General features: G+C 62.4%; 20 protein-coding genes. 10 read left to right on the top strand and 10 right to left on the bottom strand.

The window, feature by feature from the left end; genetic code table 11:
* Window positions 1-10 precede the first annotated feature (10 nt).
* Window positions 11-1,582, top strand: a complete 1,572-nt coding sequence (gene gcvPB, locus AADA04_RS07165) for an aminomethyl-transferring glycine dehydrogenase subunit GcvPB (RefSeq protein ID WP_340692569.1) — start codon at window positions 11-13, stop codon at window positions 1,580-1,582.
* Between the two features lie 5 nt (window positions 1,583-1,587).
* On the opposite strand, the gene AADA04_RS07160 is transcribed toward gcvPB, so the two are convergent.
* Window positions 1,588-2,955 (bottom strand): acyltransferase, encoded by a 1,368-nt coding sequence (locus AADA04_RS07160; RefSeq protein WP_340692568.1) that lies wholly within the window; start codon window positions 2,953-2,955, stop codon window positions 1,588-1,590.
* Window positions 2,956-3,095: 140 nt separating this feature from the next.
* On the opposite strand from AADA04_RS07160, the gene AADA04_RS07155 reads away from it, so the two are divergent.
* The 6 genes from AADA04_RS07155 (at window position 3,096) to AADA04_RS07130 (ending at window position 8,382) form a co-directional block, all read left to right on the top strand.
* A complete protein-coding gene (locus tag AADA04_RS07155) occupies window positions 3,096-3,449 on the top strand; it encodes a hypothetical protein (protein ID WP_340692567.1) in 354 nt (117 codons plus the stop codon).
* Window positions 3,450-3,529: 80 nt separating this feature from the next.
* The gene (locus tag AADA04_RS07150) at window positions 3,530-4,933 is read left to right on the top strand and encodes an amidohydrolase (protein WP_340692566.1); all 1,404 of its coding nucleotides are present in this window, start codon (window positions 3,530-3,532) and stop codon (window positions 4,931-4,933) included.
* Window positions 4,930-6,210 carry an amidohydrolase family protein gene (locus tag AADA04_RS07145; RefSeq protein ID WP_340692565.1) on the top strand — a complete coding sequence of 427 codons (1,281 nt, stop codon included), beginning with the start codon at window positions 4,930-4,932 and terminating at the stop codon, window positions 6,208-6,210. The genes AADA04_RS07150 and AADA04_RS07145 overlap by 4 nt, the downstream gene beginning before the upstream one ends.
* A gap of 125 nt (window positions 6,211-6,335) precedes the next feature.
* Window positions 6,336-7,073, top strand: a complete 738-nt coding sequence (locus tag AADA04_RS07140) for a hypothetical protein (RefSeq protein ID WP_340692564.1) — start codon at window positions 6,336-6,338, stop codon at window positions 7,071-7,073.
* A gap of 22 nt (window positions 7,074-7,095) precedes the next feature.
* Window positions 7,096-7,500: a DUF1489 domain-containing protein gene (locus tag AADA04_RS07135; protein ID WP_340692563.1), complete on the top strand. Its 405-nt coding sequence runs from the start codon at window positions 7,096-7,098 to the stop codon at window positions 7,498-7,500.
* A 57-nt stretch (window positions 7,501-7,557) separates the two neighbouring features.
* Window positions 7,558-8,382: a sulfite exporter TauE/SafE family protein gene (locus AADA04_RS07130; protein WP_340692562.1), complete on the top strand. Its 825-nt coding sequence runs from the start codon at window positions 7,558-7,560 to the stop codon at window positions 8,380-8,382.
* Between the two features lie 3 nt (window positions 8,383-8,385).
* Here the strand turns inward: AADA04_RS07130 and AADA04_RS07125 are convergent, their stop codons facing one another.
* The 4 genes from AADA04_RS07125 to AADA04_RS07110 all read right to left on the bottom strand — a co-directional run bounded on the left by AADA04_RS07125 (window position 8,386) and on the right by AADA04_RS07110 (window position 13,637).
* Complete coding sequence (locus AADA04_RS07125) at window positions 8,386-9,357, bottom strand: HupE/UreJ family protein (RefSeq protein ID WP_340692561.1); 972 nt, start codon at window positions 9,355-9,357, stop codon at window positions 8,386-8,388.
* A complete protein-coding gene (locus AADA04_RS07120; protein WP_340692560.1) occupies window positions 9,354-10,181 on the bottom strand; it encodes a peptidylprolyl isomerase in 828 nt (275 codons plus the stop codon). Before AADA04_RS07120 ends, AADA04_RS07125 begins: the two co-directional genes overlap by 4 nt.
* Window positions 10,182-12,089 (bottom strand): DUF3604 domain-containing protein, encoded by a 1,908-nt coding sequence (locus AADA04_RS07115; RefSeq protein ID WP_340692559.1) that lies wholly within the window; start codon window positions 12,087-12,089, stop codon window positions 10,182-10,184. It lies immediately after the preceding gene.
* A gap of 93 nt (window positions 12,090-12,182) precedes the next feature.
* Window positions 12,183-13,637, bottom strand: coding sequence for a TrkH family potassium uptake protein (locus AADA04_RS07110; RefSeq protein WP_340692558.1), 1,455 nt, complete (start codon window positions 13,635-13,637; stop codon window positions 12,183-12,185).
* Window positions 13,638-13,872: 235 nt separating this feature from the next.
* On the opposite strand from AADA04_RS07110, the gene AADA04_RS07105 reads away from it, so the two are divergent.
* The 3 genes from AADA04_RS07105 to AADA04_RS07095 all read left to right on the top strand — a co-directional run bounded on the left by AADA04_RS07105 (window position 13,873) and on the right by AADA04_RS07095 (window position 16,237).
* The gene (locus tag AADA04_RS07105) at window positions 13,873-14,913 is read left to right on the top strand and encodes a Glu/Leu/Phe/Val dehydrogenase (RefSeq protein ID WP_340692557.1); all 1,041 of its coding nucleotides are present in this window, start codon (window positions 13,873-13,875) and stop codon (window positions 14,911-14,913) included.
* An 87-nt stretch (window positions 14,914-15,000) separates the two neighbouring features.
* Entirely contained in the window at window positions 15,001-15,834 is an 834-nt protein-coding gene (locus tag AADA04_RS07100; RefSeq protein ID WP_340692556.1) for a universal stress protein, read from the top strand.
* Between the two features lie 34 nt (window positions 15,835-15,868).
* On the top strand, window positions 15,869-16,237 hold the full coding sequence (locus AADA04_RS07095; RefSeq protein WP_340692555.1) for a hypothetical protein: 369 nt from the start codon (window positions 15,869-15,871) through the stop codon (window positions 16,235-16,237).
* A 118-nt stretch (window positions 16,238-16,355) separates the two neighbouring features.
* Here the strand turns inward: AADA04_RS07095 and AADA04_RS07090 are convergent, their stop codons facing one another.
* The 5 genes from AADA04_RS07090 to AADA04_RS07070 all read right to left on the bottom strand — a co-directional run.
* Entirely contained in the window at window positions 16,356-18,566 is a 2,211-nt protein-coding gene (locus AADA04_RS07090) for a TonB-dependent receptor (RefSeq protein WP_340692554.1), read from the bottom strand.
* Between the two features lie 217 nt (window positions 18,567-18,783).
* A complete protein-coding gene (locus AADA04_RS07085; protein WP_340692553.1) occupies window positions 18,784-20,316 on the bottom strand; it encodes a hypothetical protein in 1,533 nt (510 codons plus the stop codon).
* A 148-nt stretch (window positions 20,317-20,464) separates the two neighbouring features.
* Entirely contained in the window at window positions 20,465-21,679 is a 1,215-nt protein-coding gene (locus tag AADA04_RS07080) for a redoxin family protein (RefSeq protein WP_340692552.1), read from the bottom strand.
* A 124-nt stretch (window positions 21,680-21,803) separates the two neighbouring features.
* Window positions 21,804-22,982 (bottom strand): porin, encoded by a 1,179-nt coding sequence (locus tag AADA04_RS07075; RefSeq protein WP_340692551.1) that lies wholly within the window; start codon window positions 22,980-22,982, stop codon window positions 21,804-21,806.
* Window positions 22,983-23,171: 189 nt separating this feature from the next.
* Window positions 23,172-24,254, bottom strand: a 1,083-nt coding sequence (locus AADA04_RS07070) for an acetyl-CoA C-acyltransferase (protein WP_340692550.1), incomplete at its 5' end; no start/stop codon positions are given.

The following is a 24,254-nucleotide window of genomic DNA, read 5'->3' as shown; positions in this document are numbered from 1 at the left end:
AGATTGTCTGATGAGCATGAACACGCAAGGCCGCCCGACGGCGCCGACATCTGCTTCCGTATCTGCCATCGAGACCGTTTCGGGCTCGCGCGGCCTGTTGCAGGCTGAGGGCTTGATCTTCGAGATCGGGACGAGTGAGACAACCGGCGTGGACCTGCCGGCGCCGCAGAACCGGACGGGGCGTCTGGGCGGTGTGGCGCGCAAGGTGCCGACCGGCCTGCCGGGCCTGTCGGAGCCGGAAATGGTGCGCCATTACATGCGCCTGTCGCAGAGGAATTATGCCATCGATCTCGGCTTCTTTCCGCTGGGCAGTTGCACGATGAAGCACAATCCGCGCCTCAACGAGAAGATGGCGCGCCTGCCGGGCTTTGGCGACATCCACCCGATGCAGCCGCAGGCGACTGTGCAGGGCGCGCTGGAACTGATCGACGAGCTGGCGACCTGGCTGAAGATGCTGACCAACATGCCTTTCGTGGCGATGAGCCCGAAGGCGGGCGCGCATGGCGAGCTGGCCGGTATGCTGGCGATCCGTCAGGCGCTGATCGCGCGCGGCGAGGGCGAGACACGCAAGCGCGTGCTGGTGCCCGCCTCGGCGCATGGCACGAACCCGGCGACGGCGGTGCAATGCGGGTTCATCGTCGACGAGATCAAGGCAAACAAGCGGGGCCGTGTCGACATGGACATGCTGCGCGAGAAGCTGAAGCACACTGATGACGTGGCCGGCATCATGCTGACCAATCCGAACACGTGCGGCCTGTTCGAGACGGACATCTGCGAGATTGCCGACCTGGTCCACGCGGCGGGCGGATACTTCTATTGTGACGGCGCGAACTTCAATGCCATTGTCGGGCGGGTGCGGCCGGGCGATCTCGGCGTCGATGCGATGCATATCAACCTGCACAAGACCTTCTCCACGCCGCATGGCGGCGGTGGGCCGGGTTCGGGCCCGACGGTTCTCTCAGAAGCGCTGGCGCCCTATGCGCCGGTGCCCTTCGTGGTGAAGAACGAGGATGGCGTTTTCAGCCTCGTCGAAGACATGGAGGGCGATGCGTCTGAAAGCTTTGGCCGCATGGTCGCCTTCCATGGCCAGATGGGCATGTTCGTGCGGGCGCTGGCCTATATTCTCAGCCATGGCGCGGACGGCCTGAAACAGGTGGCCGAGGATGCGGTGCTGAATGCGAACTATATCGCGGCGAAGCTGAAGCATGTGATGACGCCGGCCTTCGAGGGCTATTGCATGCACGAGGCGCTGTTCTCGGATGCGTTCACGGCGGAAGGCATCGAGACGCTGGATATCGCCAAGGCGCTGATCGACGAGGGCTATCACCCGATGACGATGTATTTCCCGCTGGTGGTGCATGGCGCGATGCTGATCGAGCCGACCGAGACCGAGAGCAAGGCCGAGCTTGACCGGTTCTGCGCCTCGCTGGAAAGCATTGCCCGGCGCGCGGCGCAGGGCGACGACACGCTGAAAGGTGCGCCCTACCTCGCCCCGATGCGGCGGCTCGACGAGACGCGCGCGGCGCGCAAGCCGGTGCTGAAATGGACGGCGCCCGCAGCCGATACCGTCGCGGCGGAATAGGCAGCCTAGCTGGCGGCGACCGGTTCGGGTTTCCGGTCGAAGAGGCGTTCGCGCAGCTTGCCGAAGCCGATGATCATCGGGCGTTCGATGAAACGGTAAGACAGCGCTGCGGCCAGCAATGTGACCGCAAGCGACGTGACGATCAGCGCGATATTGTCGAAGGGGCCTGCGTGGCCGAGCTGGAAGACCGGGGCGAGCCACGGCACTTTCGCGGCTTCTGCGAAGGCCATCCGGACCGGCGCAAGCAGGAGCGGGTGGCAGAGATAGAGCGAGAATGACCAGTCGCCGACACGTGCCAGGCTGCGGTAAGCCGTTTGGAACCCGGGCGTCATGGCGCGAATCCGATCGGGCCGGGCCTGCCCGGCGAGCCAGCCGGCCCACAGGACAGCCAGCATGGCCAGCGCGCCGACGGTGACCGTGACGATGGTGGCGCCGAGGCGATCGGAGAACGGGCTTTCGGCGACGAGATTGTAGAGCAGGCTGATCATGGCGGCGATGAGCGCGCCGATTCCGACGGGCACCAGCCAGGCCTGGCGGCCGGACAGTTCAAGCGTGGCGAAGCCATAGACCAGCAGCGTGCAGGGCAAGCCGAACCAGACGACGCGTCCCCACATCAGGAGATTGACGTCTTCCATGCCCTGGAAGGTGAGGCTGGCCGTCAGCCATAACGCCGCGACCAGCGTGACGATGCCGCTGCGCCAGGCGATGCCGGAACTGATGGCGAGGCCGACGACGGCGCCCATGATGAATTCCATGGTCATCGGATAGAACAGGAGCGCGCTGTAATCTGCGGCGAAGGGCTTGGTCAGGCCGAAGGCCGAGCCGCCAGCGATCATCGCGCCCCAGGCGAGGAGGATCCAGAGCCAGAACCGGCGCGGCACCAGCAACATCAGCGTGAAGGCGGCGTAGAAGTACATTTCGTGGACGAGCGTCCAGCCGACGCCGAGTACCGGGGGAGCCGTCTGTGGCACGAGAAAGAAGGATTTGACGAGATAGGATACGAGCGGCTCGCCCTGGCGGACGCGGTTCCAAACGTCCTCGAAGCCGATCGCGCCGTTGATGACGAACATTACGGAAATGAGGCCGGCAAAGACCCACCAGAGCGGGAAGATCCGGGTGACGCGGGCGAACAGGAAATCGAGGCTCGACCTGATTCCGGCCCGCATGCCTTCGGTCACGTAAACCATGATGAAGCCCGAAATCACGAAGAACAGGTCGACTCCGGCAAAGCCGTTGGTCACGAAACCGTTGAGCAACGGCATCTCGCTGAGGCCATTCCGGCCGATGGCCAGCGCTTCCATGGCGCGGATATGGTATAGGACGACCAGCAGCGCCGCGAGGCCGCGCAGGATCTGGATGGACTGTAATTTCATGCCGTCCTCATGCCCCGTTCCCGCAATCGACAGCAAGAATATTCAAAGTTGTAGCAATCGAGTAACGCTGTTGCCAGACTTTGAACACATCCTGATGATTTCATTGGCCGGAACAACCCACAAGCCCCATATCACCCAGAATGGCTGACGACGAAACGAACCCGATGACCGAAACTGCTCCCCTGCCGCCCGCAAGGCCGGTTGATCCCTTCCGTTCCGGTTTCAATACCGCGTTCCGCCAGCTCCTGGCCCTGATCGGCCTGTTGATGATCGCCCTGTCGATTCCGATTGGTATCGTGACGCCGCTGATTCCGATCGGCCTGCCATTCGGTATCCTGGGTGTCATCCTGCTGGGTCGTAATTCGGTTTGGGGGCATCGCTGGATGGAAAGCGTACTGAAACGCCACCCCCGCGTTGAACGGTTTGCGCCGAACTGGCTGATGAAGCTGGTTTTTGCCCGCGAGAAGAACGTTTCGCCGCCGCGCAAGCGCTGAACGCGCCGCCCCCCTTGCCGCAGGCTCAAATCTGCGCACAAATGCGTCTGTAATCAATACAGCGAGTGGGGCTGATGCAGATGAACCGAATTTCCCTGGCGGGCCTGTCGTGCCTTGCCCTGATTCTGGCCGCGTGCGGTGGCACGGACAAGGCCGACAGCAAGGACAAGATCACGGTTCCCAAGGATCCGTTTCCCTCGACCTATGCGCCTTATCCGAACCCGTCCGTGTTCATTTCGAACGCGACGATCATCGACGGCACCGGCGCGCTGATCGAAAATGGCAGCCTGCTCATCGAAAACGGCAAAGTGTCGGCGATCGGCAAGGACCTGACCGCGCCGGGCGATGCCAAGGTGATCGATGCGGCCGGTCGCTGGGTGACGCCCGGCATCGTTGATAATCACAGCCATCTCGGCGTCTATCCCTCGCCCGGTGTCAGCGCGCATGGTGATGGCAATGAGATTTCCGGCCCGGTGACAGCGGAAGTCTGGTCCGAACATGGCATCTGGCCGCAGGATCCGGGGTTCACGCGGGCGCTGGCAGGCGGCGTCACGGCGCTGCAGGTGCTGCCGGGCAGCGCGAACCTGTTCGGCGGGCGCGGCGTGACGCTGAAGAATGTGCCGAGCCGGACCGTGCAGGGCATGAAGTTCCCGGGCGCGCCCTACACGCTCAAAATGGCCTGCGGCGAGAACCCGAAGCGGGTCTATGGCTATGGTGGCGGCAAGTATCCGGGTGGCACGCCGTATTCGCGCATGGGCAATGTCGCCGGGTACCGGACGGCCTGGATCCAGGCGGCCGACTACAAGCGCAAATGGGAAAAATACGAGAAAGAAGGCGGCGACGCGCCGATGCGCGACCTCGAACTGGATACGCTTAAAGGCGTGCTCGACGGTGACATCCTCGTTCACATGCATTGCTATCGCGCCGATGAGATCGCGCAAGTCATGGATATTTCGAAGGAGTTTGGCTACAAGGTCACGTCCTTCCACCATGCGGTCGAAGCCTACAAAATTGCCGACAAGCTGGCCGAATACGGCGCCTGCTCGTCGATGTGGGCGGACTGGTGGGGCTTCAAGATGGAAGCCTATGACGGCATCAAGGAAAACATCCCGATGGTGCACCAGGCCGGTGCCTGCGCGATCGTGCATTCCGATAGCGATATCGGCATCCAGCGCCTGAACCAGGAAGCCGCCAAGGCATGGGCGGACGGACGGAAGATCGGCATCAACATACCCGAGGAAGAGGCGTGGCAATGGCTGTCGCTGAACCCGGCCAAATCACTCGGCATCGACGGCAAGACCGGCAGCCTCGTGCCCGGCAAGATGGCCGATGTGGTCGTCTGGTCCGGCAATCCGTTCAGCGTCTACACCAAGGCCGACCAGGTCTTTGTCGATGGCGCGCTGATGTATGACCGCAGCGATGCGGCGAACCGGCCGGTGATGGATTTCGAACTCGGCCAGCCCGGTGAAGGAGACCTGAAATGAGCATGCGCCATATTGCCAGCCTGATCGCCGTGGCCGCGAGCCTTGCGCTGCCCGTGTTGGCCGCACCTGTCGCGATTGTCGGCGGAAATGTCTGGACCGGAACCAGTGAAGGCACGATCCCGAGCGGGATCGTCGTGATTGACAAGGGTCGGGTTGTCTCGGTCAGCAAGGCGGGATCGCCCGTGCCGATGGAGGCAACGGTCATCGATGCCAGCGGAAAATGGGTCAGTCCGGGCTTTATTTCCGCCTTCTCGCGCACCGGGATCGTGGAAGTCGACGCCGAAGATGCGACCGATGACACCTCAGCCAGCGGCTCGGATTATTCCGTTGCGCTGGATGCGGCGGATGGATTCAATCCGGATTCGACGGCTGTGGCCGTGACACGCGTCGAAGGGGTGACGCGGATCGTCGTGGCACCTGAGGCCAGTTCGAACCTGTTTGCCGGACAGGGCTTTGTCGCTGACACAAGCGGCGACGTGGATACCGAGATTTTGCGCAAGGCCTTCCTGCTGATATCGCTGGGCGACCACGGTGCCGCGCTGGCAGGCGGATCGCGTCCGGCAGCGTGGGCGCAGTTCCGGGCCGCGCTGGACGATGCGGGCGCCTATCCGGCGCGGTATTTCACGAGCAATGACGGCACCGCGCTTGGCCGGGTGGATGCCGAGGCGCTTGGACCGGCGGCACGGGGCGAGCAGTTGATCCTGATCGAAGCGCACAAGGCCAGCGATCTCAACGCGATCATGGACTTTGCCGCAGCGAACCCGGACCTGAAGATCGCCATTGTCGGGGCCGATGAGGGCTGGCGCGTGGCACCGCGGCTGGCGCGATCCGGTATTCCGGTAATCGTGGATGCCTTTTCAAACCTGCCGGCCAGCTTCGAGCAACTCGGCGCGACGGCGGAAAACGCGTCGCGCATGATGGAGGCCGGCGTGACGGTCGCCATTTCGCATCTCGGTGATTCCAGCCATCAGGCCCGTCTGGCGATCCAGGTGGCCGGCAATGCGGTGGCCAACGGCATGTCGCACGATGATGCGATGAAAGCGCTGACAACGGCGCCTGCCGCGATATTCGGTCTTCAGGGGCTGGGTGTGATCGGTCCCGGTGCCCGGGCGGATATCGTGGTCTGGGATGGCGATCCGCTGGAAATCACCTCCAATCCGGACGTGGTGATCATTGACGGGGACGTCCAGTCCCTGAAAACGCGCCAGACGGAGCTACGGGATCGCTATCTGAAACTCGACGAGCACAACCGGCCGCTCGCCTATGTGAAACCCTGACAGGCAGCGCTGTTCAACTCCCATAAATCCTTGGCGGCCTAGAATGGTCGCCAAACGAGCTTTTGCGCCTTTGCCGCATGGTTGCCGCAAATGTGGACAAAAGTTCAGTCGGGATGGTTTTGTCGATGTGGCTTGCACTACTCATGGCGTTTTCGCTGGTGACCGGAACCGGTCCGATGGACTCGGCGCTGTCGGCGACCGAGGCCCCGAAAACGCTGCGGGCCGCCTTTACGGTGGAACTGGAGAGCGACCGGGCCAAGCGTGTCTACGCGTTTGATCCGCGCAAGACAGGCGCTGAACGCTGGCAGGTGCTCGATTGGCAGGGCGAAGACGACGAACTGGAGGACGTGGCGGCTAACTGGGCCGCCGAGGCCGCGCCTGACGGGCGGCTATTCCCGGACGACCTGCGCGCGAGCCTTGGCCGCAGCGTCCAGGTCGATGACCGCGGGCATGCCTGGCAAATCTCGTTCCGGCATACGCCATCCAAGAATGATGGTGAATTCGACGTGTGGGCAGCCGAACGGCTGCAGGCGACGGCGTGGCTGGATCCTGTGGGTGAGCGGTTCCTGCGGATCGACTATACGCTGCCCCAGCCTGTTGCGGGGCCCGAAGGCGGCCGCCTGACGAAGTATAACCAGAGCTATTTCCTGCGGACCGAGCCGCGCTGGGGCATGAGTTATGTGTCCGGGTTTTCAGTCGAGCTGGAGGCGCGTGCCGCATTCCGGAAAATCGAACGGCGCTATTCGGCAACGATTGTGAATGCCGAATTCTTCTTCGCCAGTGCCCAGGCGCAGCGGGATTTCGAGCGCGGCAAAGCAGCCAAACCCACATTGATGACTGGATTGGACGGCCCGGCGCGTTAGTCTCCACGCCATGACGATTCACATGGTGAAACTGTGCGTGGGCGCCGACACGATCGAAGACCTCGCTGACTGGCAGACGCGGCAGCTGCAGCGCCTCGACCATCCCGTCCACCACACCCGCATGGCACCGAAGCGGGCGGAGGAAATGCTCGACGGCGGTTCGATCTACTGGGTCATCAAGCGGGCGATCCGGGTGCGCCAGAGGATCATCGATATCCGCGCGATCAAGGATGATGAAGGCCGCGCCATGTGCGAACTGGTGTTCGATCCGAACCTGGTGCGAACCTATGCGCAGGCCAAACGCCCGTTCCAGGGCTGGCGCTACCTGAAGCCGACAGACGCCCCGCGCGACCTGAAGACCGGCGAGGCGGCGCTCGACATTCCGCCTGACCTTGATGCGGCGCTGAAGCAGGCTGGCGTCTGGTAGCTTTGGGGCCAGGGCGATGCCAATCGACAAGCGCGGGCAGGCCCGCTAAGCGGAAGCATGATCGATATTTTCCTGCAGTACTGGCCGCTCTTGCTGGGTCTCGCGGCGGCCGGGGCGGCTGCGGGCCTCGCGGCCGGCATGTTCGGCATCGGCGGCGGCGCAGTCATCGTGCCGGTCCTGTTCTTCCTGTTCGACGGCATGGGCTATGGCGAGACCGCCATGCATGTGGCGGTGGCGACGTCGCTAGCGACAATCGTCCTGACATCGGCGCGCAGCGTGATGGCGCACCATAGCCATGACGCTGTCGACTGGGACATCATCCGGACATGGGCGCCCTTTATTGTCCTCGGGGCGCTGATTGGCATGGGCCTCAGCGGCTTCCTCTCCAAACAGGCCTTGCTCGGTATTTTCGGCACGATGGCCTTTGTCCTGTCGGCGCAGCTATTCTTCGGACGGCCAACCTGGCGACTGGCAGAAACGATGCCGGGTGGCATTGTACGCGGCGGGCTCGGTATGGCGATTGGCGCGCTCTCGGCGCTGATGGGGATTGGCGGAGGCACGTTCGGGGTCAGCCTGATGACGCTGTACGGCCGACCGATCCATCGCGCGGTGGCCACGGCGGCTGGCTGGGGCGTTCTGATCGGGCTGCCGTCGGCGATTGTGGCGATCTTCATCGGCTGGGGCCGGGAGGACCTGCCGCCCTTCTCGCTCGGCTATGTCAACGTCGCTGCCTTTGCCCTGATTTCGCTATTCACTGTGACGATGGCGCCGGTTGGGGCGAAGCTGGCGCACAAGATGGATGCGGTCCTGCTGAAGCGGCTGTTTGCCGTGCTGCTGGCGTTGGTGGCGGCGCGGATGTTGTGGAAGGCGCTGGGGCTCTAGGCGTCAGACGAAGACGTTGACGATCCGCTCGATCGCCCAATAGGCACCCGTGATGCCGATGCCATAAGCGGCGACGATGCGCGCCGGTGCCAGCGGCAAGCGGGCGAAACGCGTGGCAAGGAAAACCAGCAGCAGGACCGCGCCGACAAAGGCGACCTGGCCGACTTCGACACCGAGGTTGAACAGCAGCAAGGCCAGCACTTCGGCGCCTTTCGGCAAGCCGATTTCGGCGAGCGCACCAGCGAATCCGAATCCGTGGACCAGGCCGAAGCCAAATGCGATGAGCCAGGGCTTGCGCTGGCTGAGCGTTTCGTGGCCCCGGCTGCGATAGATGGTTTCAGCGCCGAGCAGCGCGATGCTCATGGCGATCACGATCTCGACCGGCGGGCCGGGCAGGGTGATGCCCCCGAGCGAAGCGGCGGCCAGGGTGAGTGAGTGGGCGAGGGTGAAGGCGGTAACGGTGGCCAGCAGCTGGCGGGGCCGGACCAGCAGGACCAGGCCGAGCACGAAGAGCAGGTGATCAAAGCCGAACAGGATATGTTCCACGCCGATGCGGAAATAGGTCGCCGTCGGGGCACCTGTGGGGGATGCGAGATCGAGCTGGAGTGCACCGGGGCGGAGAACGGCAGAGAGATCGTCGCCGGTGAGGCGGTCAACGCGGACGAAGGCATCCGTGAGGGTGCGTTCCAACCCGGCGATTTCGATCTGGCCGGTGGAGAGATCGCAATGCATCTCCCAGCGCTGGACCAGGGTGCCGCCAGCGGCATCGGCGCGTTCGCGTTCACGGTCGCAGCCCTCGGGAAAGACCGGGTCTAGCTTCAGGCGGCGTCCGTCCAGGACGGGCTGTTTCCAGGTCACGGCGAACGCGCCTGGCTCTGTTTCGGTGACTTCCAGATAGGCAGGCCGGACTTCATGCGCGCTGGCGGGCAGGGCGATGCAGATCAGGGCCAGGAGCGCGAGAAAAAGCCGTCTCATTCGGCGCCTTCGATACGGACCTTGTAGCGCTTGATGATATTCGCGATGGCCGTCTCGTTGGCGGTACGCAGGGCGTCGTCACGCCAGTCTGCCTCGACGCGCGACCGGACCTCTTCAAAGGGGCGCAGGCTGCCATCGTCCTTGGCGATCAGGTGCACGAGATGCAGGCCGAGGGCGGACCTGACCGGACCTTGCCACGCGTCACCCGCATCCAGTGCGAAGAGTGCGGTCGCGAAGTCTGTCCCGAGCAGGCGAACGGTTTCGCGAAACGGGAGATCGCCATAGGCGCGCTGGAGAATGAAGGGGTCGCCGAGGGTGTGCCAGTCGGGTGGTGAGGGGGCGTTGAGGGTGTTGAGGAGGGTGGTTGTGTCCGCATCCGTGGTGGCGTCCGTGCTGAGGAAGACGTGCTCGAAGGTGACGTTCGGTGGGGCGGTGTAAGCGTCGGGGTGAGCGTCATACCAGGCTCGAAGTGTCGTCTCGTCGGGTACAGGCGTGTCGGCGAGATCGGAGACCATGAAGCTCATCTTCTGGGCAAGACGGCGTTCGATGATCGTGTCGCCTGCGTCGAGTTCGAGGCGGCGAGCCTCGCGCGACAGGGCTTCATCGCGGATCTGGTCAGAGACCATCGCCGCCATGTCTTCCGGCGAGGGCAGCACGCCGGATTCAGACGCATACAGCGCCGCCATGCGCTGCATGTCTTCCTGGGTCACGGTGATGGTACCGTCACGGGCGGCGACGTGCGCCGTCCACGCCGCATGGCCCGCGAACACGAGCAATGCGACGATGACGAAATGGACGAGCGGCTCGCGTAGCAGCTGTCGCATCTAAGCGGGCGGGATGTACCAGATCGGCGACGTATAGGCGCGTTCCTGGATCGTGGTGGGCAGGTCCGGATTCGGCGGGGTGCCATTACGATTGGCTTCCCAGGTCGACCAGCGGCAGGTCGGGTTCTCGAGCACACGGACATAATAGGTGGCGCGCTGGCCGGGCACGAAGTCCGGGTCGGTCCAGAGGGCTTTCAGTTCGCCAGCGCCGCTGCCGTCTGCCGTGGTGCAGGTCGTGATGTCGACACTGGACCCATTGTCCGGGCAGCGATGATTGGCATCGGGATTGGCGCCGCCGGAGCAGGCCGCGTCATACACGGCTTCGCCGCTGCTGGTGACCTTGACCACCTGCACGCGCTGGAGCGGCGCCGAGTTCGCATCGCGGATGGCCCAAGCGATGAAGCGGGGTGCCTCGCCGGTGCCGACAAGGTCGCCGCCCATGGCGACGCCGCCCGCATATGCCTGTTTGGCAAGGTCGGTGGCGTTCAGCGTGTCAGCCGTGTAGCCGAAGCCACCGAAGAAGCGGACCTTCATGCGCGGACCGGTGGTGGCGAAGGTTTCCTTGCGGCGGAAGGCATCGAAGATGGCGTCGCGGGTGTTTTCCTCAGCCCAGACGCCCGTGAGACCCGACGCTGACCAGCGCGAGAACCAATGCTTGGCGTTCTTGGTTGTCTGGTTGTCGGGTTGATCTGCCCAGTCCGTGATGCCGGGCATGGGCACCGAACCGCGCTGGAATGGCAGGCCGTCGACGATGCCGATTTTCGACCAGAAATCAGTCTCTGCATAGGCGCCACCTGCGACATGGCTGTCAGAGGCGGCGGTCATGCCAAAGCGGAACGGGTCGAAACCCTGTTCTTCCTGGAGCTTCAGGCCATTGCGATAGGCTTCGCGGACATAGGAGCCCTTGGTTTTCGATACGATATTGCTGGCGAGCAATTCGTCATAGATCTCGAAATTCGCCCATTCGTCATTGGGCGAGAGGTCGGGGTGCGTCTCGGACGTTCCCTTGACCTGCGTGATCTCGACGAGCGGTTCGTTGCGGTTGCGCTGGTCGGCATAAGCCGCATCCAGCGGATCGCCATTATAGGTTTCGAGCCGAAACATCTGGCCGTCGGACACATTCGAATTATGCGGAATGGCGATCGACTCGCGGCCCTCGGCGCGCTGAGCGTCCATCCAGTCCCAGAGGTCTTCAGGATTGGTGGAATCAAGGGTCGAGAAGGCGCGGTCGGGCGCTTCGCCGCGGAAGAAGACGTTGCGGTGGAGGTTGCCGCCGCCAAAGCCGCCATTGTCATCCGGTGTCGTGACGGACGTGAACTCATAGGCCGAGAATGTCGTGAAGACGCCAGGCTCATTGTACTTTTCGGCGGCTGCTATGTTCTGTCCCCAGACCGAATCGATCAGCGGTTCGTCATACATTTCCTCAATCTTGTCGCCTGAGCGGACGGAGGCGCCCACACCTTGGAAGGCCGCCTGGATCTTGGCTGGATCGGTCGAGAACATATCCTTGGAGCGCGGCAGTTCGGAAAGCGGCGAGCTCTTGGAATTCATCGCGGGGAGAACGCCGAGATATTCGGCGTGATCGGTAACGGTGTAGAAGTCGAGCGGGCCACCTGCGATGGTCATGTCGAAACCGGACGGGTGCTTGATCGTCTCGCCCTTGGCGAAGCGGTAGGCATCGTCGGCGTCCCGGCGCACGTTGAAGATGTAGGCATCGAAACTGTTGCGCGTGTGAATGTGCATGTCGCCGAAATAGGCGTTGCGCTCTGCGCTGTAGCCGGGGGTCGCGCCGTCCGGGGCTGTGCTTTCCGGAGTCGCCGCAATGTCAGCGGGCGCCTCGTCAGACTTGTTGCCGCTGCAGGCGACGAGCGCGAGCGCCGTGGTGGCGAGCGTTAGTGTTTTCCACATTGTAAAATTCCTCCCGTGGGCACTCTAATGGCACCATGTGTGCCATATGTTCAGGGAATGCTGCAGAAGTCCAGATTTGCGTCCGGGAAATTTTCAACCCTGCCAGAAGCGGCGCGTCAGCACGACGAAGACCGAAATGAACTCAAGCCGGCCCAGCAACATGGCGATGGCGCAAATCCATTTGGCGGCATCGGGCAGGGTCTGGAACGTGCCGGATGGCCCAATGATTGGGCCGAGGCCGGGGCCGACATTGGAGACGCTGGTCGCCGAACCGGAAATGGCGGTCATCGCGTCCAGCCCGCACAGGGACAGTAGCGCGGCGGCGACCAGGAATGTGGCGAGGTAGAGGAACACGAAGACCATGACGGATTGCAGGGTCTCTTCGTCGACCACTTTTCCGCCATAGCGGATGGGCGTCCTGCGGTGGGGCATCGTCATGCGGTGAGAATAGGCGACGATGGCCTTGGCCGAAATTTCGAGACGAAACATCTTGAGGCCGCAAGCCGCGGACCCCGCGCAACCGCCGACAAAGGTTGCGACCAGGAAGATCGCCATCACCGGTTCGCCCCATGTGTCGTACGGGGCCGAAGCATATCCCGTGCCCGTCATCACCGAGATGATGTTGAACAGGGCGTCCTTGAACGCGTGGGCTGCGGTCTCGAAGATACGCGGATCGACGACGATCTCGTGATAGGCGACGATCACCAGTGAGAGCACGAGTGCGATCAGCAGGTAAACGCGCGGCTGGGGATCCTTGATCATCGGCATGATCCGCCCCTGGAGGAGCATCATCGCCAGAAGGCTTTGCGGTAGCCCGGCGATGAACATGAAGAGGGTCGCGACATAAGGCGCATTGGTGTCGTTGAAATAGCCGAATGACAGGTCGTGCGTGGAATAGCCGCCAGCCGACATCGTGGTCATGGAATGGGCGATGGCATCGAACCAGTTCATGCCGGCGAGCGAGTAGCAAAGGGCGCACAGCATCGAGATCAACAGGTAGGTGAAGCCGAGATAGGCCGCGATGTCGGTGATGCGTGGCAGGAACTTGCCGGAAATATCCGAGCTTTCGAGCTCGAAAAGCTGCATCCCGCCAACCCGAAGCTGGGGCAGGATGGCGATGGCGGTCACGATAATGCCGATGCCGCCGAACCATTGCAGGATGGCACGCCAGAGCAGGAGGCCGCGCGGCATGTCGTCGAGGCCTGTGAGGACGGTCGCACCTGTCGTCGTGAGACCGGAAACGCACTCGAAGATAGCGTCCGTCAGGCTCATGCCGGACGCGATGAAGGGGATGGCTGCGACGGCTGGCAGGAAGACCCAGACCAGTACGGTCAGCAGGAAGGCCTCACGCTGGCCCGTGCGCTGGTCTCCGCCGCGCGCCAATACCCAGAGGCAGGTGCCGATGAACATCGAGCCGAATGCCGACACGGCAAAGACATGCGCTTCCGGACGCTTGTCGGCCAAATCCATCAATGCACACGGAATCATCGCTGCGCCGAGGAGGATGGTCATGATGCCGATGGCAAGGATGATGGGACGTAGCTGCATTTTATGCGCAGAGGATACGCGTCAATTCCTGAGAAGGAGTCAATTTTCTGAAGGTTAACAAGTGGTTTCCAGCCGGGTGGACAGGGTGTGGCAAGGGTGCGCCAAGGGCGTGGGTAGCAATCAGGCAAGGATTGGGCCAGTGGTGCCTGTGTCGCGGCCATTGTGATTGACCCAAGGGAAGCAAGAACCTAAACGCTGCGCTTCGTTTCATCTGCAACCAAATGCGATTTCACCCATGTTCGACCATCCTTCCTATGATTCCCATGAAGGCGTGCACCTGTTCCAGGATGCGGCCAGCGGCCTGAAAGCCATTATCGCGATCCATTCGACGGCGCGCGGCCCGGCAGCCGGGGGCACGCGGATGTGGAATTTCCCATCCGGCGAGGCCATGCTCAAGGATGTGCTGCGTCTCAGCCAGGGCATGAGCTACAAGAATGCCATGGCCGACATTCCGCTGGGCGGTGGCAAGGCGGTGATCTGGGGCAATGCCAAGACCGACAAGTCTCCGGCCCTGTTCCGGGCGTTTGGCCGGGCGGTGGAAAGCCTGCAGGGCCGTTATTACACGGCTGAGGATGTCGGGATCGACGTCGCCGACATGGCGATCGTGCGGCAAGAGACGGCCTATGTCGCCGGGCTCGACCAGGGCGAAGCGGCAAGTGGCGACCCGTCGCCTGTCACGGCACGCGGCGTGTTCCTCGGTATTGTCGAGACGGCGAAGCGCGCGCTTGGCAGCGGAGACCTGACGGGGCGGACCGTCGCAGTCCAGGGTGTCGGATCGGTTGGCGGCTATACGTGCGACCATCTCGCCAAGGCGGGGGCGAACCTGATCATCACCGACATCGACCAGGCGGCGCTGAAGGCGGTGGCCGACCGGACAGGCGCGCGTATCGTTGCGCCGGATGAAATCTACCATGTCGAGGCGGATATTTTCGCGCCCTGTGCACTGGGTGCCGTGGTCAATGAACAGACGCTGGACCAGTTCAGGGTGAAGGCGATTGCAGGCGCCGCAAACAACCAGCTGGTCATGCCGGAAATGGGGGAATTGCTGCGACGCAAGGGCATCCTCTACGCGCCCGATTATGTGATCAATGGTGGTGGCATCATCAATGTGGCGGCCGAGATCTCTGGCAACTATTCTCGCGAATGGGTGGACGCCAAGCTGGCACGCCTGGTCCAGACACTGGGCGAAGTGCTGGATGAAGCGCTGACCAGCGGCCAGCCGACCAATGCGGTCGCGGATGGGATCGCACGGACGCGGATCGCTGCCGCGCGCTAGGGGAATCTGCGTAGTTCGCTGAAACCGGGCCGGATGGTAGACTGTTGGCAAGTTGAACAAGTCCCGTCACCCGGAGGTGCATGTCCCATGTCAGTCGTTGCCATTTTGCAGGGAACCGAAAAAGAAGATCGTCAATCCACGCTGACCGCGGTGGAACTCGCGAGGCGGCTGAATACGCCTGTGACTGGACTGTTTGCCTTGCCGGACCCGAACGCGGTGTTGATGGTCTCGGCGACACCGGAAGCGGTCGGCCTGACAGCGAGCACAGCGCAAAGCATCATCGATATGCAGCTTGCGATGAAGCAGACGGCCGAGACTGCGTTTCATGACGTTACCAGCATGGGCGCACATGGACTCGACTGCGACTTCTTCCATGAGGTCAATACGGTGGAACGTGCCAGCGCCAACGCGGCCACACTGGCGCAGGCCGTGGTGTTTCCCCGGTCGGCAGCAAAGAATGGCACGCCGCTATACTTGGCGTTCGAGCATGTCATGATGGATGCACGCCTGCCGGTGGTGCTGGCGGGCAGCGACGAATTCAGTGCTGGGCCGGTGATCATCGCCTGGGATGGCAGCAATGGCGCGGCGCGGGCTGTGCGTTTCCACCTTCCGCTGATCCGGGCCATGGGGGATGTCATCATCGCGCAGGCACCGAAAGACCTTGAACGCGACGCGGCCCGTCCGGCGGCCGAACCGGGAACGCTGGAAAGCTGGCTGAAGCGGCACGGTGTGACGGCAAAAGCCGCCGAGATCGACGGTGATGTCGGCAGCGGCCTGCTGGCCCTGGCAAAGGGAAGCGGGGCATCCATGATCGTCGCCGGCGCATACGGACATTCGCGGCTCGGCGAACGCCTGTTCGGCGGAACGACACGGCGGATGCTGGAAGCGGCTCATGCGCCGGTGCTCGCGCTGGCACGCTAATTTCTCGATACTTCAAACCATAAAGGAAACCAACATGGCCCTCAGCCGCATCACACTCCAACTTGCGCGCAATCCCGGTCTTCCGGGCGGCGACCCGAGCGAAGGCTACACGATGGTGGCCCCGCTGACGGCAGACGGCCATCTGGACGTGGACGCCTGGCGGGAGGTGCGCAAGAATTGCCGCGTCGTGCGCTTTTCCTCCGATGATACAGCGCACGCCGACGGTTTGCTGACACATCGCGGCAATCACTGGTTCTTCCACTATGACGAGGATGATGAAGGCGATGACGAAGCGGGTTACCGGCTCGGCGAGCATGTCTTCAAGGAAGGCGAGTACGTGACTGTCACCAGCCATGGTGAAACGCCCCTGACCTACAAGGTCACCGACGTCTCTCCCGTGTGAAGCACTGTTTGAGCCGAATAGCAGGGCTATTCGGCTCATGCCTATCATTGGCAACTCGGTGAGCATGTCGGGTGCGTGCTGCGGCCCGGCTTGGTTTCGCGTATCGATCGTGTCTGGACTAGAAGTCCCAGCGAAGCTGGGCACCATAGGTGCGCGGCTCGTTGACGAAGCCGGTCAGGTTGTTGAAGTCGATACCGCCTGTCAGGGTCTCTTCGTCGAGAATGTTGCGGGCGAAAATGGACAGATCATAACCAGCATTTGACTTGTAACCGACCTTCAGGCCGCCTTCCCAATATCCGTCCTGACCGAACTCGATACTGTCATACAGGAAGAAATTCGTGTCGCCCTTATAGGCCCAGTCAGTGTAGCCGTAGAGCTCGCCAGCCTGGAGCGGGATGGCATAGCGCGCCGTCATGTTGGCGATCCATTCCGGCGCATTCGGGAAGGAATTGCCGGAGATATTGTAGCCGAGCAGCGTGGTGCCATCAGCGTCATACACGGCCGGGTCAAGCACGGTGCAGCCGCCGCCACAGCCCGGCGCGATGATCAGGTCATCCTTGAACTCGGTCTTGTTGTAGGACAGGCCTGCTGTCAGCAGGAGGTTCCGGACGGGCGTAGCCTCGATATCGGCCTCGAAGCCATAGCCCTCGCTTTTGTCGGCATTGAACAGGGAGACATCATTGTTCAGGCCCCCGACGATAGTCAGTTGCTGGCCGTCCATCCCGAACATGTAGATGCCGGCATTGGCGCGGAGCCGGTTGTCGAAGAATTCCGATTTCACACCGGCCTCGTAGGACAGAACGGTCTCGCTGTCGGCCTGCGAGGGCGCGCCGAAGCGTTGTTGCACCGTTGGCCCCCGGAAGCCTTTGGCGATGCGGGCGTAAAGATTGATGTCCTTGTCGAGTTTGTAGTCGGCGGTGACATCCCAGCTGACCTGTTCGTCGCCAAGCTCGCGCTCGTCGCCGGTCGCCCGGAATTCCTTGTCGTCATCGCTCCAGCGTGCGCCGCCGGAGAGCGTGAGCTGATCGGTGATGTCATAGCTCAGTGATGCGAAGACGGCCTTGCTCTCGGTGTCCAGCTCACGGTGGGCGCTGCTGGTCTCTGGCCGGCCAGGCGCCAGGGAGTTGAAGTTTTTCGAGGTGATGGACACCTCTTCCTCGAAGAAGAAGACGCCAGCCTGTGCCCGCACAGCTCCGCCATTGTCATAGGCGATGCGCAATTCATTCGTGGTCTGATGAAGGGCGTCGACAGAGCCGCTTGTCTCGGACGGGAACGGGATGTTTCCGGGACCGAAATTACCAGCGCCCAGGAAAGCGGCGCCATAGCCGCCATCAATGTCGCTGCGGCTATGGATTGTCGCCTGCTCGTTGCCGAAGACATAGGTGAGCGTCAGGGCGTCGGTGAGGCCCTTCTCGAGCCGCAGGGTGACGCCATGGGTGTCCTGCTCGAGGAAATTGTCACCATCATAATAGACCGTGTCGCGGTCAAAGCCTGCGCCGAGGCCTTTGGAGCCGGCATCGATAATATTGGCCCGGAAGAGGCGGGCGTCGCCTTCGTTGGAGCGGGCGTGCACGTTGAGCAGGGCGGAGAAGTCCGTATCGTTCGGCGTGAACAGGACCTGCGCGCGGCCAGCCAGTTCCTCGAAGCCCTCATAGCGGTCTTCCTCGCCGGTGAAGCCGTTGTCGACATAGGGATCGCGCTCCTGATAAAGGCCCGACAGGCGCACGGCGAGCTGATCGGCAAATACGGGCAGGTTGACTGCGCCCTCGAGCTCTTTGGTGTTGTAATTGCCATAAGACCCGCGGGCATAGCCCCCGAATTCCTGGGTTGGCTTTGCCGAGTCGAACTTGATGATGCCGCCCGGCGTGTTGCGGCCGAACAGGGTGCCCTGTGGTCCACGCAGGACTTCGATCGAGTCGAGGTCGAAGACCGGAAAGCCCTTCAGGATCGGGCTCTCATAAGGCACATCGTCATAGACGAGGCTGACAGGTTGCGAGGCGTTGAGGTCGAAATCGGTATTGCCGATGCCGCGGATATAGAAGCGCGGGAAGGCCCGGCCGAACGAGCTTTCGGCGATGACGCTGGGCACACGGGCGGACAGGAACCGCACATCAGCGCCGGAGGATTTCAGCACGTCGAGTTTCTCGCCGGCAACCGTGGTGATCGAGATCGGCACGTCCTGGAGGTTCTGTTCTATTTTCTGGGCCGTGACGGTGACGGCGGGAAGGCGCGCTTCGGCATCAACCTCCTGGGCGTTACCGGGAAGGGGTGTGACGACGAGAAAGCTGGAGCCCAGAAGGAGGGCGCGAAGGGCGGATCTGTGTTGCATGGGGAAATCATCCTGACTTGCACGGGAACAGCCCGTCTTGCTGCGGGATCTTATGGGCTGGGATGTCTCACAGTTCCAACATGCGGGATATGACAGGCTTCGCGGTTTCGGCCCGATCGTGGCTTTCGGCGGCAAGATGTTGCTGCGTCGCCACAAATGTGGGCGTCTCACCCTGGAGAAAGATCAGATTCCCGGCGATTTCGCGGGTGTCGGCGGATCAATTCCAGGGGTTGAAGCGTGTCGTCACTTTTGGAGCAGGCGGCGGCGATTCGCTCTCCGCTTCTTCAGCCTGTTGTGTTTCCATGGTTTCAGGCGGTGCTTCGAAAGCCTGTTCTTCCGGTCTTGAGGATTCCGGTTCCGGTTCCGAGATGGCCTCTTGGGCGGCCGCCTCGTTGGCGGCTGCGTCTTCGCTGAATTGGAACGGCGCCTCGGACGCCTCGGCGACAGGATCCGGATAGGCGGGTGTATCGGGGCCCGCATCGAATTCCGAAAGGGGCATGTCGTCAGGCAGGTCAATTGTCCCATCGATGACCATGTGGGCGCGATCTGTCGACGGCGTCGCCGGTGCGCGGGCAGCAGGTTCAGCGGGTGCCAGACCGGCACGGCTGGCAGACCCGAGGCCAAATCCCGATGATATGCCAGACAAGCTGAAGCTGCGCGGGGCTGCCGGTTCGACCGGGGTTGCCTGAGTGGCGAGCGGCGCGGCGTCGTCTTCCTCTTTCTCTTCCGGCGTCTCATCCGTCGAGAATGCGGGCGTATAAGGGAAAGGTTCGGCTGATGCATCGACCTCGACGGTCGGCTCATCCGCGACGAGAATGGGGTCTGGTTCTGTGGCGGCGTCCGGTTCCGGTGGCGGAGATGTCATGTAGCCGGACAGGTTGCCTGTGCCGGCGCCAAAATAGCCGCCGCCCAAAATACTCGATGCAGGCTGTTCGACAGGTGGAGCCGGTTCCGGATCAGAGGCGTCCTGAAGCGATGCGTCGGCGCTTTCCGCAGCAATCTCCGGGGCATTTTCATCAACCGGCCACAATGGTTCTTCCGCTGTCTCGGGGGAGGCGGCAGAGACCGTTTCGGCTTCAGAGGCCGCTCCGGGCGTAGAGGCCCCGAAATTCACATAGGCGGCATCGTCCACTTCGGCCACGGCTTCAGGTTCGCTGGCGTCTTCGGTCTCGTCCTGTTCGACGTCGAAAGTGGTGCCTGAACCGGCATCCAGCTCGGTCTCAGGTTCGGGCGCCTGATCGGTTTCAGGCGCACCGCCATTGAGTTCATCGGCCATGCTGGCAACGGCGCGGGCCATGTCATTTTGTCCCTCGACCTCAGGATAGGCCTCCGGGAGCGAATCTGTGTCGTCACCCGGGTCCTCGATCAGTTCGGCAGGATCCAGCGCGATATCGGGCTCTGCTTCCGGAGCGGCGTCTATGGTTTCGAGACCCATGAGAACGGAGTGGATCGCCTTTTCAGTCCCCCGGGCATGCCGGTGGGCTTCGCGATAGAGATCAGCCACGAAACTGGCATAGGGCCGCCCGGCGGCATCGGTGTCGTCGGAAAACTCGTCCGGCGTACAGGATTCGATGATCTTCCCGAGTGCATCTGTCAGTAGAACGGCGTGGGGTTCCGGCGTCAGGACGACCCTGTAACCCTCGGTATCATGGGTGATCGTGCCGTTTTCGCCCTCTGACCAGGCAACCCGCTGTTTGCGGGTCATTTCACTCAGCTTGTCGATCAACCGTTTTGTCGAAGGATGCAGCATGAAGTCTCGCCTTTCCCAATGTGTTCTGGGCCAGTCTACCCAATAACGGCTGAGAGGCGAACATTCAAACTTTGGTTCCGCGGATCCGCATGAAATGTCATTTAATCATGCAGATAGCGGCGCATGCGTTTCGATCGAGGTCAGCGGCCTATTTCTTCGCCGTGGCTGGCTGGGGGATGAATTTCATCTCCAGGAGAACGGCTTCTTCCTGATATTCCGGAGACGCGTCATCAAGCCTGCCGTCAAAGTCGCCGCCGGCCCCAAAGGCACGGATGAAGCGCGGAGACTCCACATTGCTGGGGCAAATGAAGAGCGAGTCGATCGGTCCGGGCTGCAGGGTGCAGCGGGCCCGCGCTTCCTTGGTCAGGTCCTTGAGTTTCATTTTGCCGATGGTGCCGCCATACGGGCCCGTGACGGCCGGGTTGCGGGTCACGACCGATCCGACATTGCCGAGCGTCCAGTCCGGTTCGACCACGTAGACAAGGCGGCTTGGCTCATTGGGCGTCGCAATCGTCTGGATGAGAAACACCGGGTAGGCTTGTTCTCCGGCAAAGGCGCGGTCCGTGAGGATTTCATGACCGGGAAAAGCGGCTTTCATGGCGTCCAGCGTGAACGGCGTCTCGCCTTTCAGGCGCATGGTGCCTTCCGGCCCGATCGTGGCAGGCAGGGGAGTGCCGCCAAACTCTGCCTTGCGCACGTCACCCTTCACCCGGGCGACGTCTTTCAGGAAGTCCTTTACCGGCTCGCCATCGGACACGGACAGGTCGGTACGGAAGGCGCGGACCACACCGTCCGGCGAGATGAGGATATAGCTGGGTGTCCAGGTGATCTTGAGCAGGTCGCGGATGCTGGCATCGGAATCGATCACGGTCGGATAGCTGTGGCCCTCTTCGGCAAAAAAGCCCTCGACGGACCCGTATGTGCCGTACATGTCCTCATCGCTTGTGCTTTCGGCATTTTGCGGCACGTGGATCGACAGGAAATAGAGGTCCGGATCCTGTTCGATTGCTGTCGCAAGGGCTGCTGCGTAGGGCGCATCGCGCTTGCTGTCACCACACCAGACGCCCCAGACCTGGATCACCATCCAGCGATTGAGGACGGAGGAGTCGAAAGCTTGTCCGTCGGACATTGTTGCGGTGAATTGCGGGAATTTCTGTCCGAGCAGCGCATATTCCAGAGGGCGCTCATGGTCATCGTGCGCGGCGGCGTCATCATGGGTGGAGTCTGACGAAACGACCGAGGGAGGATTGGCGGTGATCAAACGGGTCGTCTCATCTGCTGCCGTTTCCGGCGCTGCGGATTTGTCTGCCGAGCAGGCGGCCAGAGAGAGCGCCAGCGCTCCGATGGTGAGCATTCGTATCATGATGGAGCAGGCCTTCCCGCGAAAAGACAATTATCAGGGCCGCACTCTTGGATCGTGCGCGTTTCAAATAGATTACTGCGACCTGGGTTGCCGGGACAAGCGGTTCTGGCCGCTGGCCTTTTGACTAGAAGTCGGCCTGCAGGCGCAGTGTGAAGCCGGTGACCGTGTCGCTGGACTGGCTGGCGAGGACCGCGGCGGCGAAGGCCGGGTCGAGACCGGAGGTCGTGGTGCCGAGGCTGGCATCCGACTGGAACAGGCTGAGCCCGATGCGGGTTTTCGAGGTCGGATACCAGGATAGGCCGAGCAGGGCCGTGTCCAGCGAGCCGCCGTCAATACCGGAATCAGAGAGGTCGACCGTGTCAAACGACGCAGATACGGCGAGCGCGCCATGGCCGCCATCGGTGACCGGGTTGTCGACCTTCGGGCGATCGAACTTGCCGCCCTTGTAGGTGCGCCGCCCGCCAAAGAAATAGCCCGCCTCAATCGAGCCGCCGCCAAAGGTCGCGCTGCCGCCTGCCGTGAGGTCAGACGAAAGGATGGCATATTCCGAACTGACCCAGAGGGGGCCGCGCAACATGGCCGCTTCCAGGCCGAGCAGTGTGTCGGACTCGGCGACGGAACCGGTCGAGACGATACGGCCCGGAATGTGGGTGAAGGGGCGCTGGCGATAGCGCAGGTTCGACTGGTCGTCGCCTTTGTCGCGGTAGCGGACCGAGGCACCAAGATGGACAATCATGTCCTCGGACTGGACCGGCGCAAACGTGCCGCGCGCCGCAAGGGCCATGCCTTCCTGAAAGGGGGTATCGTTCAGGCTGCCGCCGAACGCACCTGCCATGAAGGTCCAGTTCGTGCCCTTGGTATGGGCGGCGATGCCGAAGCGGCGGTCGAACTCGAAGGCGTCGGTGAAGGCGGCGCGTTCCGCGAATGTGGTGAAGCGGCCGGAGGTCTGCTCTTCAAGGGAGTTGGGGGTCTTGAACTGGCCGACGCGGATCTTCCATTCTGTGCCAGCGGGCGCGAAATCGGCATAGACGTCAGTTGCGGCGATATCGCCTTCTTCATCGGTTTCCAGTTCAGCCTTGAAAGACACGATCCCTGTCTTGCCGGAGAGAGCGAGGCGGGCGCTGCGCAGTTCTGTCTCGTCGACCTCGAATGCAGCCGTGTCGGCCTCTGCCTGCGTGTAGTCATACAGGACGCGACCCGAAAGGTTTAGGTCCAGCGGATTGTCTGCCATGGCGGGCAGGACAGGGCAGGCTGAGATGATCGCAATCGCGGAGGCCGCGCCAAATAATTTGAACTTGCCCATTCCGAATCTCCATTTGGATACTGAACGTGGGCTGTAGGGGTGTTTTGTGTCGCGCACGTCTCTCTTTTGTGACGCTTTCGTAAAAGAGTCACGAAAGTACACGAAACGTGTCGGTTTTGTCAGCGGACAAAAAAACGCCCCGGTCAATAAGACCGGGGCGTTCTTGAATATCTGAGAGGCGAAAGAGGCCTAGCTGTAGATTTCGAACAGGCCTGCTGCGCCCATGCCGCCACCGATGCACATGGAGACGACGCCCCATTTCGCGCCGCGGCGCTTGCCTTCGAGCAGGATGGAACCGGTGCAGCGTGCGCCGGTCATGCCGAACGGGTGACCGATCGAGATCGAGCCGCCATTGACGTTGAATTTCTCGGGATCGATGCCGAGACGGTCGCGGCTGTAAAGGCACTGCGAGGCGAACGCTTCGTTGAGTTCCCAGAGATCGATGTCGTCAACTGTCAGGCCGTGGCGCTCGAGCAGGCGCGGGATGGCGAAGACAGGGCCGATGCCCATTTCGTCCGGATCGCAACCGGCGACGTTGAAGCCAGCGAAGCGACCGAGTGGCTCGATACCACGCTTGGCAGCTTCCTTGGCTTCCATGACGACCACGGCAGCGGCGCCATCAGAAAGCTGGGATGCGTTACCCGCGGTGACATACTTGCCTTGCTTGACGACCATGCCGCCGGAGAAGACGGGCTTCAGGCCAGCGAGCGTTTCATAGGTCGTGCCGGGACGGTTACATTCGTCCTTGTCGCAGACGACGTCCTGATAGGTTTCTTCACCGGTTTCCTTGTTGACCAATTTCATGCGGGTCTTCAGGGGCGAGATTTCCTCGGCCATGTAGCCTTTTTTCTGGAACTCGGCGGTGCGGCGCTGGCTTTCGGCCGAATAGATGTCCTGCGACTCGCGGCTGACATTGTAGCGTTCTGCAACGATCTCGGCTGTTTCGATCATCGGCATCCAGATGGCTGGCCATGTCTTCATCAGCTCGTCTTCCGTGTAGCGGAAGAGGTTCATGTGGCCGGAGCGGGAGACCAGCGAGAGGCTCTCGACGCCGCCGCCAACCGTGACAGCTGCACCTTCGTTGATGATCGTGTGCGATGCGTTGGCGATGGCCTGAAGGCCTGACGAGCAGAAACGGTTGATCGTGGCGCCGGACGTTGTCGACGGGCAGCCGGCCCAGAGGGCGGCGTTGCGGGCGACGTTGTGACCGGTGGCGCCTTCAGGTTGCGCGGTGCCGAGGAAGACGTCTTCGACAGCGGCGCCTTCGACGCC

It is taken from the genome of Hyphomonas sp. (genome assembly GCF_037969335.1).
In the GTDB taxonomy this organism is placed as follows: Bacteria; Pseudomonadota; Alphaproteobacteria; order Caulobacterales; family Hyphomonadaceae; genus Hyphomonas.
This window is presented reverse-complemented; position numbering and strand designations above follow the sequence as displayed.

Bases quoted from the DNA above. Each gene is read 5' to 3' on its own strand.
- gcvPB (WP_340692569.1), top strand. From the start codon at position 11: ATGAGCATGAACACGCAAGGCCGCCCGACGGCGCCGACATCTGCTTCC.
- AADA04_RS07160 (WP_340692568.1), bottom strand. From the start codon at position 2,955: ATGAAATTACAGTCCATCCAGATCCTGCGCGGCCTCGCGGCGCTGCTG.
- AADA04_RS07155 (WP_340692567.1), top strand. From the start codon at position 3,096: ATGGCTGACGACGAAACGAACCCGATGACCGAAACTGCTCCCCTGCCG.
- AADA04_RS07150 (WP_340692566.1), top strand. From the start codon at position 3,530: ATGAACCGAATTTCCCTGGCGGGCCTGTCGTGCCTTGCCCTGATTCTG.
- AADA04_RS07145 (WP_340692565.1), top strand. From the start codon at position 4,930: ATGAGCATGCGCCATATTGCCAGCCTGATCGCCGTGGCCGCGAGCCTT.
- AADA04_RS07140 (WP_340692564.1), top strand. From the start codon at position 6,336: ATGTGGCTTGCACTACTCATGGCGTTTTCGCTGGTGACCGGAACCGGT.
- AADA04_RS07135 (WP_340692563.1), top strand. From the start codon at position 7,096: ATGGTGAAACTGTGCGTGGGCGCCGACACGATCGAAGACCTCGCTGAC.
- AADA04_RS07130 (WP_340692562.1), top strand. From the start codon at position 7,558: ATGATCGATATTTTCCTGCAGTACTGGCCGCTCTTGCTGGGTCTCGCG.
- AADA04_RS07125 (WP_340692561.1), bottom strand. From the start codon at position 9,357: ATGAGACGGCTTTTTCTCGCGCTCCTGGCCCTGATCTGCATCGCCCTG.
- AADA04_RS07120 (WP_340692560.1), bottom strand. From the start codon at position 10,181: ATGCGACAGCTGCTACGCGAGCCGCTCGTCCATTTCGTCATCGTCGCA.
- AADA04_RS07115 (WP_340692559.1), bottom strand. From the start codon at position 12,089: ATGTGGAAAACACTAACGCTCGCCACCACGGCGCTCGCGCTCGTCGCC.
- AADA04_RS07110 (WP_340692558.1), bottom strand. From the start codon at position 13,637: ATGCAGCTACGTCCCATCATCCTTGCCATCGGCATCATGACCATCCTC.
- AADA04_RS07105 (WP_340692557.1), top strand. From the start codon at position 13,873: ATGTTCGACCATCCTTCCTATGATTCCCATGAAGGCGTGCACCTGTTC.
- AADA04_RS07100 (WP_340692556.1), top strand. From the start codon at position 15,001: ATGTCAGTCGTTGCCATTTTGCAGGGAACCGAAAAAGAAGATCGTCAA.
- AADA04_RS07095 (WP_340692555.1), top strand. From the start codon at position 15,869: ATGGCCCTCAGCCGCATCACACTCCAACTTGCGCGCAATCCCGGTCTT.
- AADA04_RS07090 (WP_340692554.1), bottom strand. From the start codon at position 18,566: ATGCAACACAGATCCGCCCTTCGCGCCCTCCTTCTGGGCTCCAGCTTT.
- AADA04_RS07085 (WP_340692553.1), bottom strand. From the start codon at position 20,316: ATGCTGCATCCTTCGACAAAACGGTTGATCGACAAGCTGAGTGAAATG.
- AADA04_RS07080 (WP_340692552.1), bottom strand. From the start codon at position 21,679: ATGATACGAATGCTCACCATCGGAGCGCTGGCGCTCTCTCTGGCCGCC.
- AADA04_RS07075 (WP_340692551.1), bottom strand. From the start codon at position 22,982: ATGGGCAAGTTCAAATTATTTGGCGCGGCCTCCGCGATTGCGATCATC.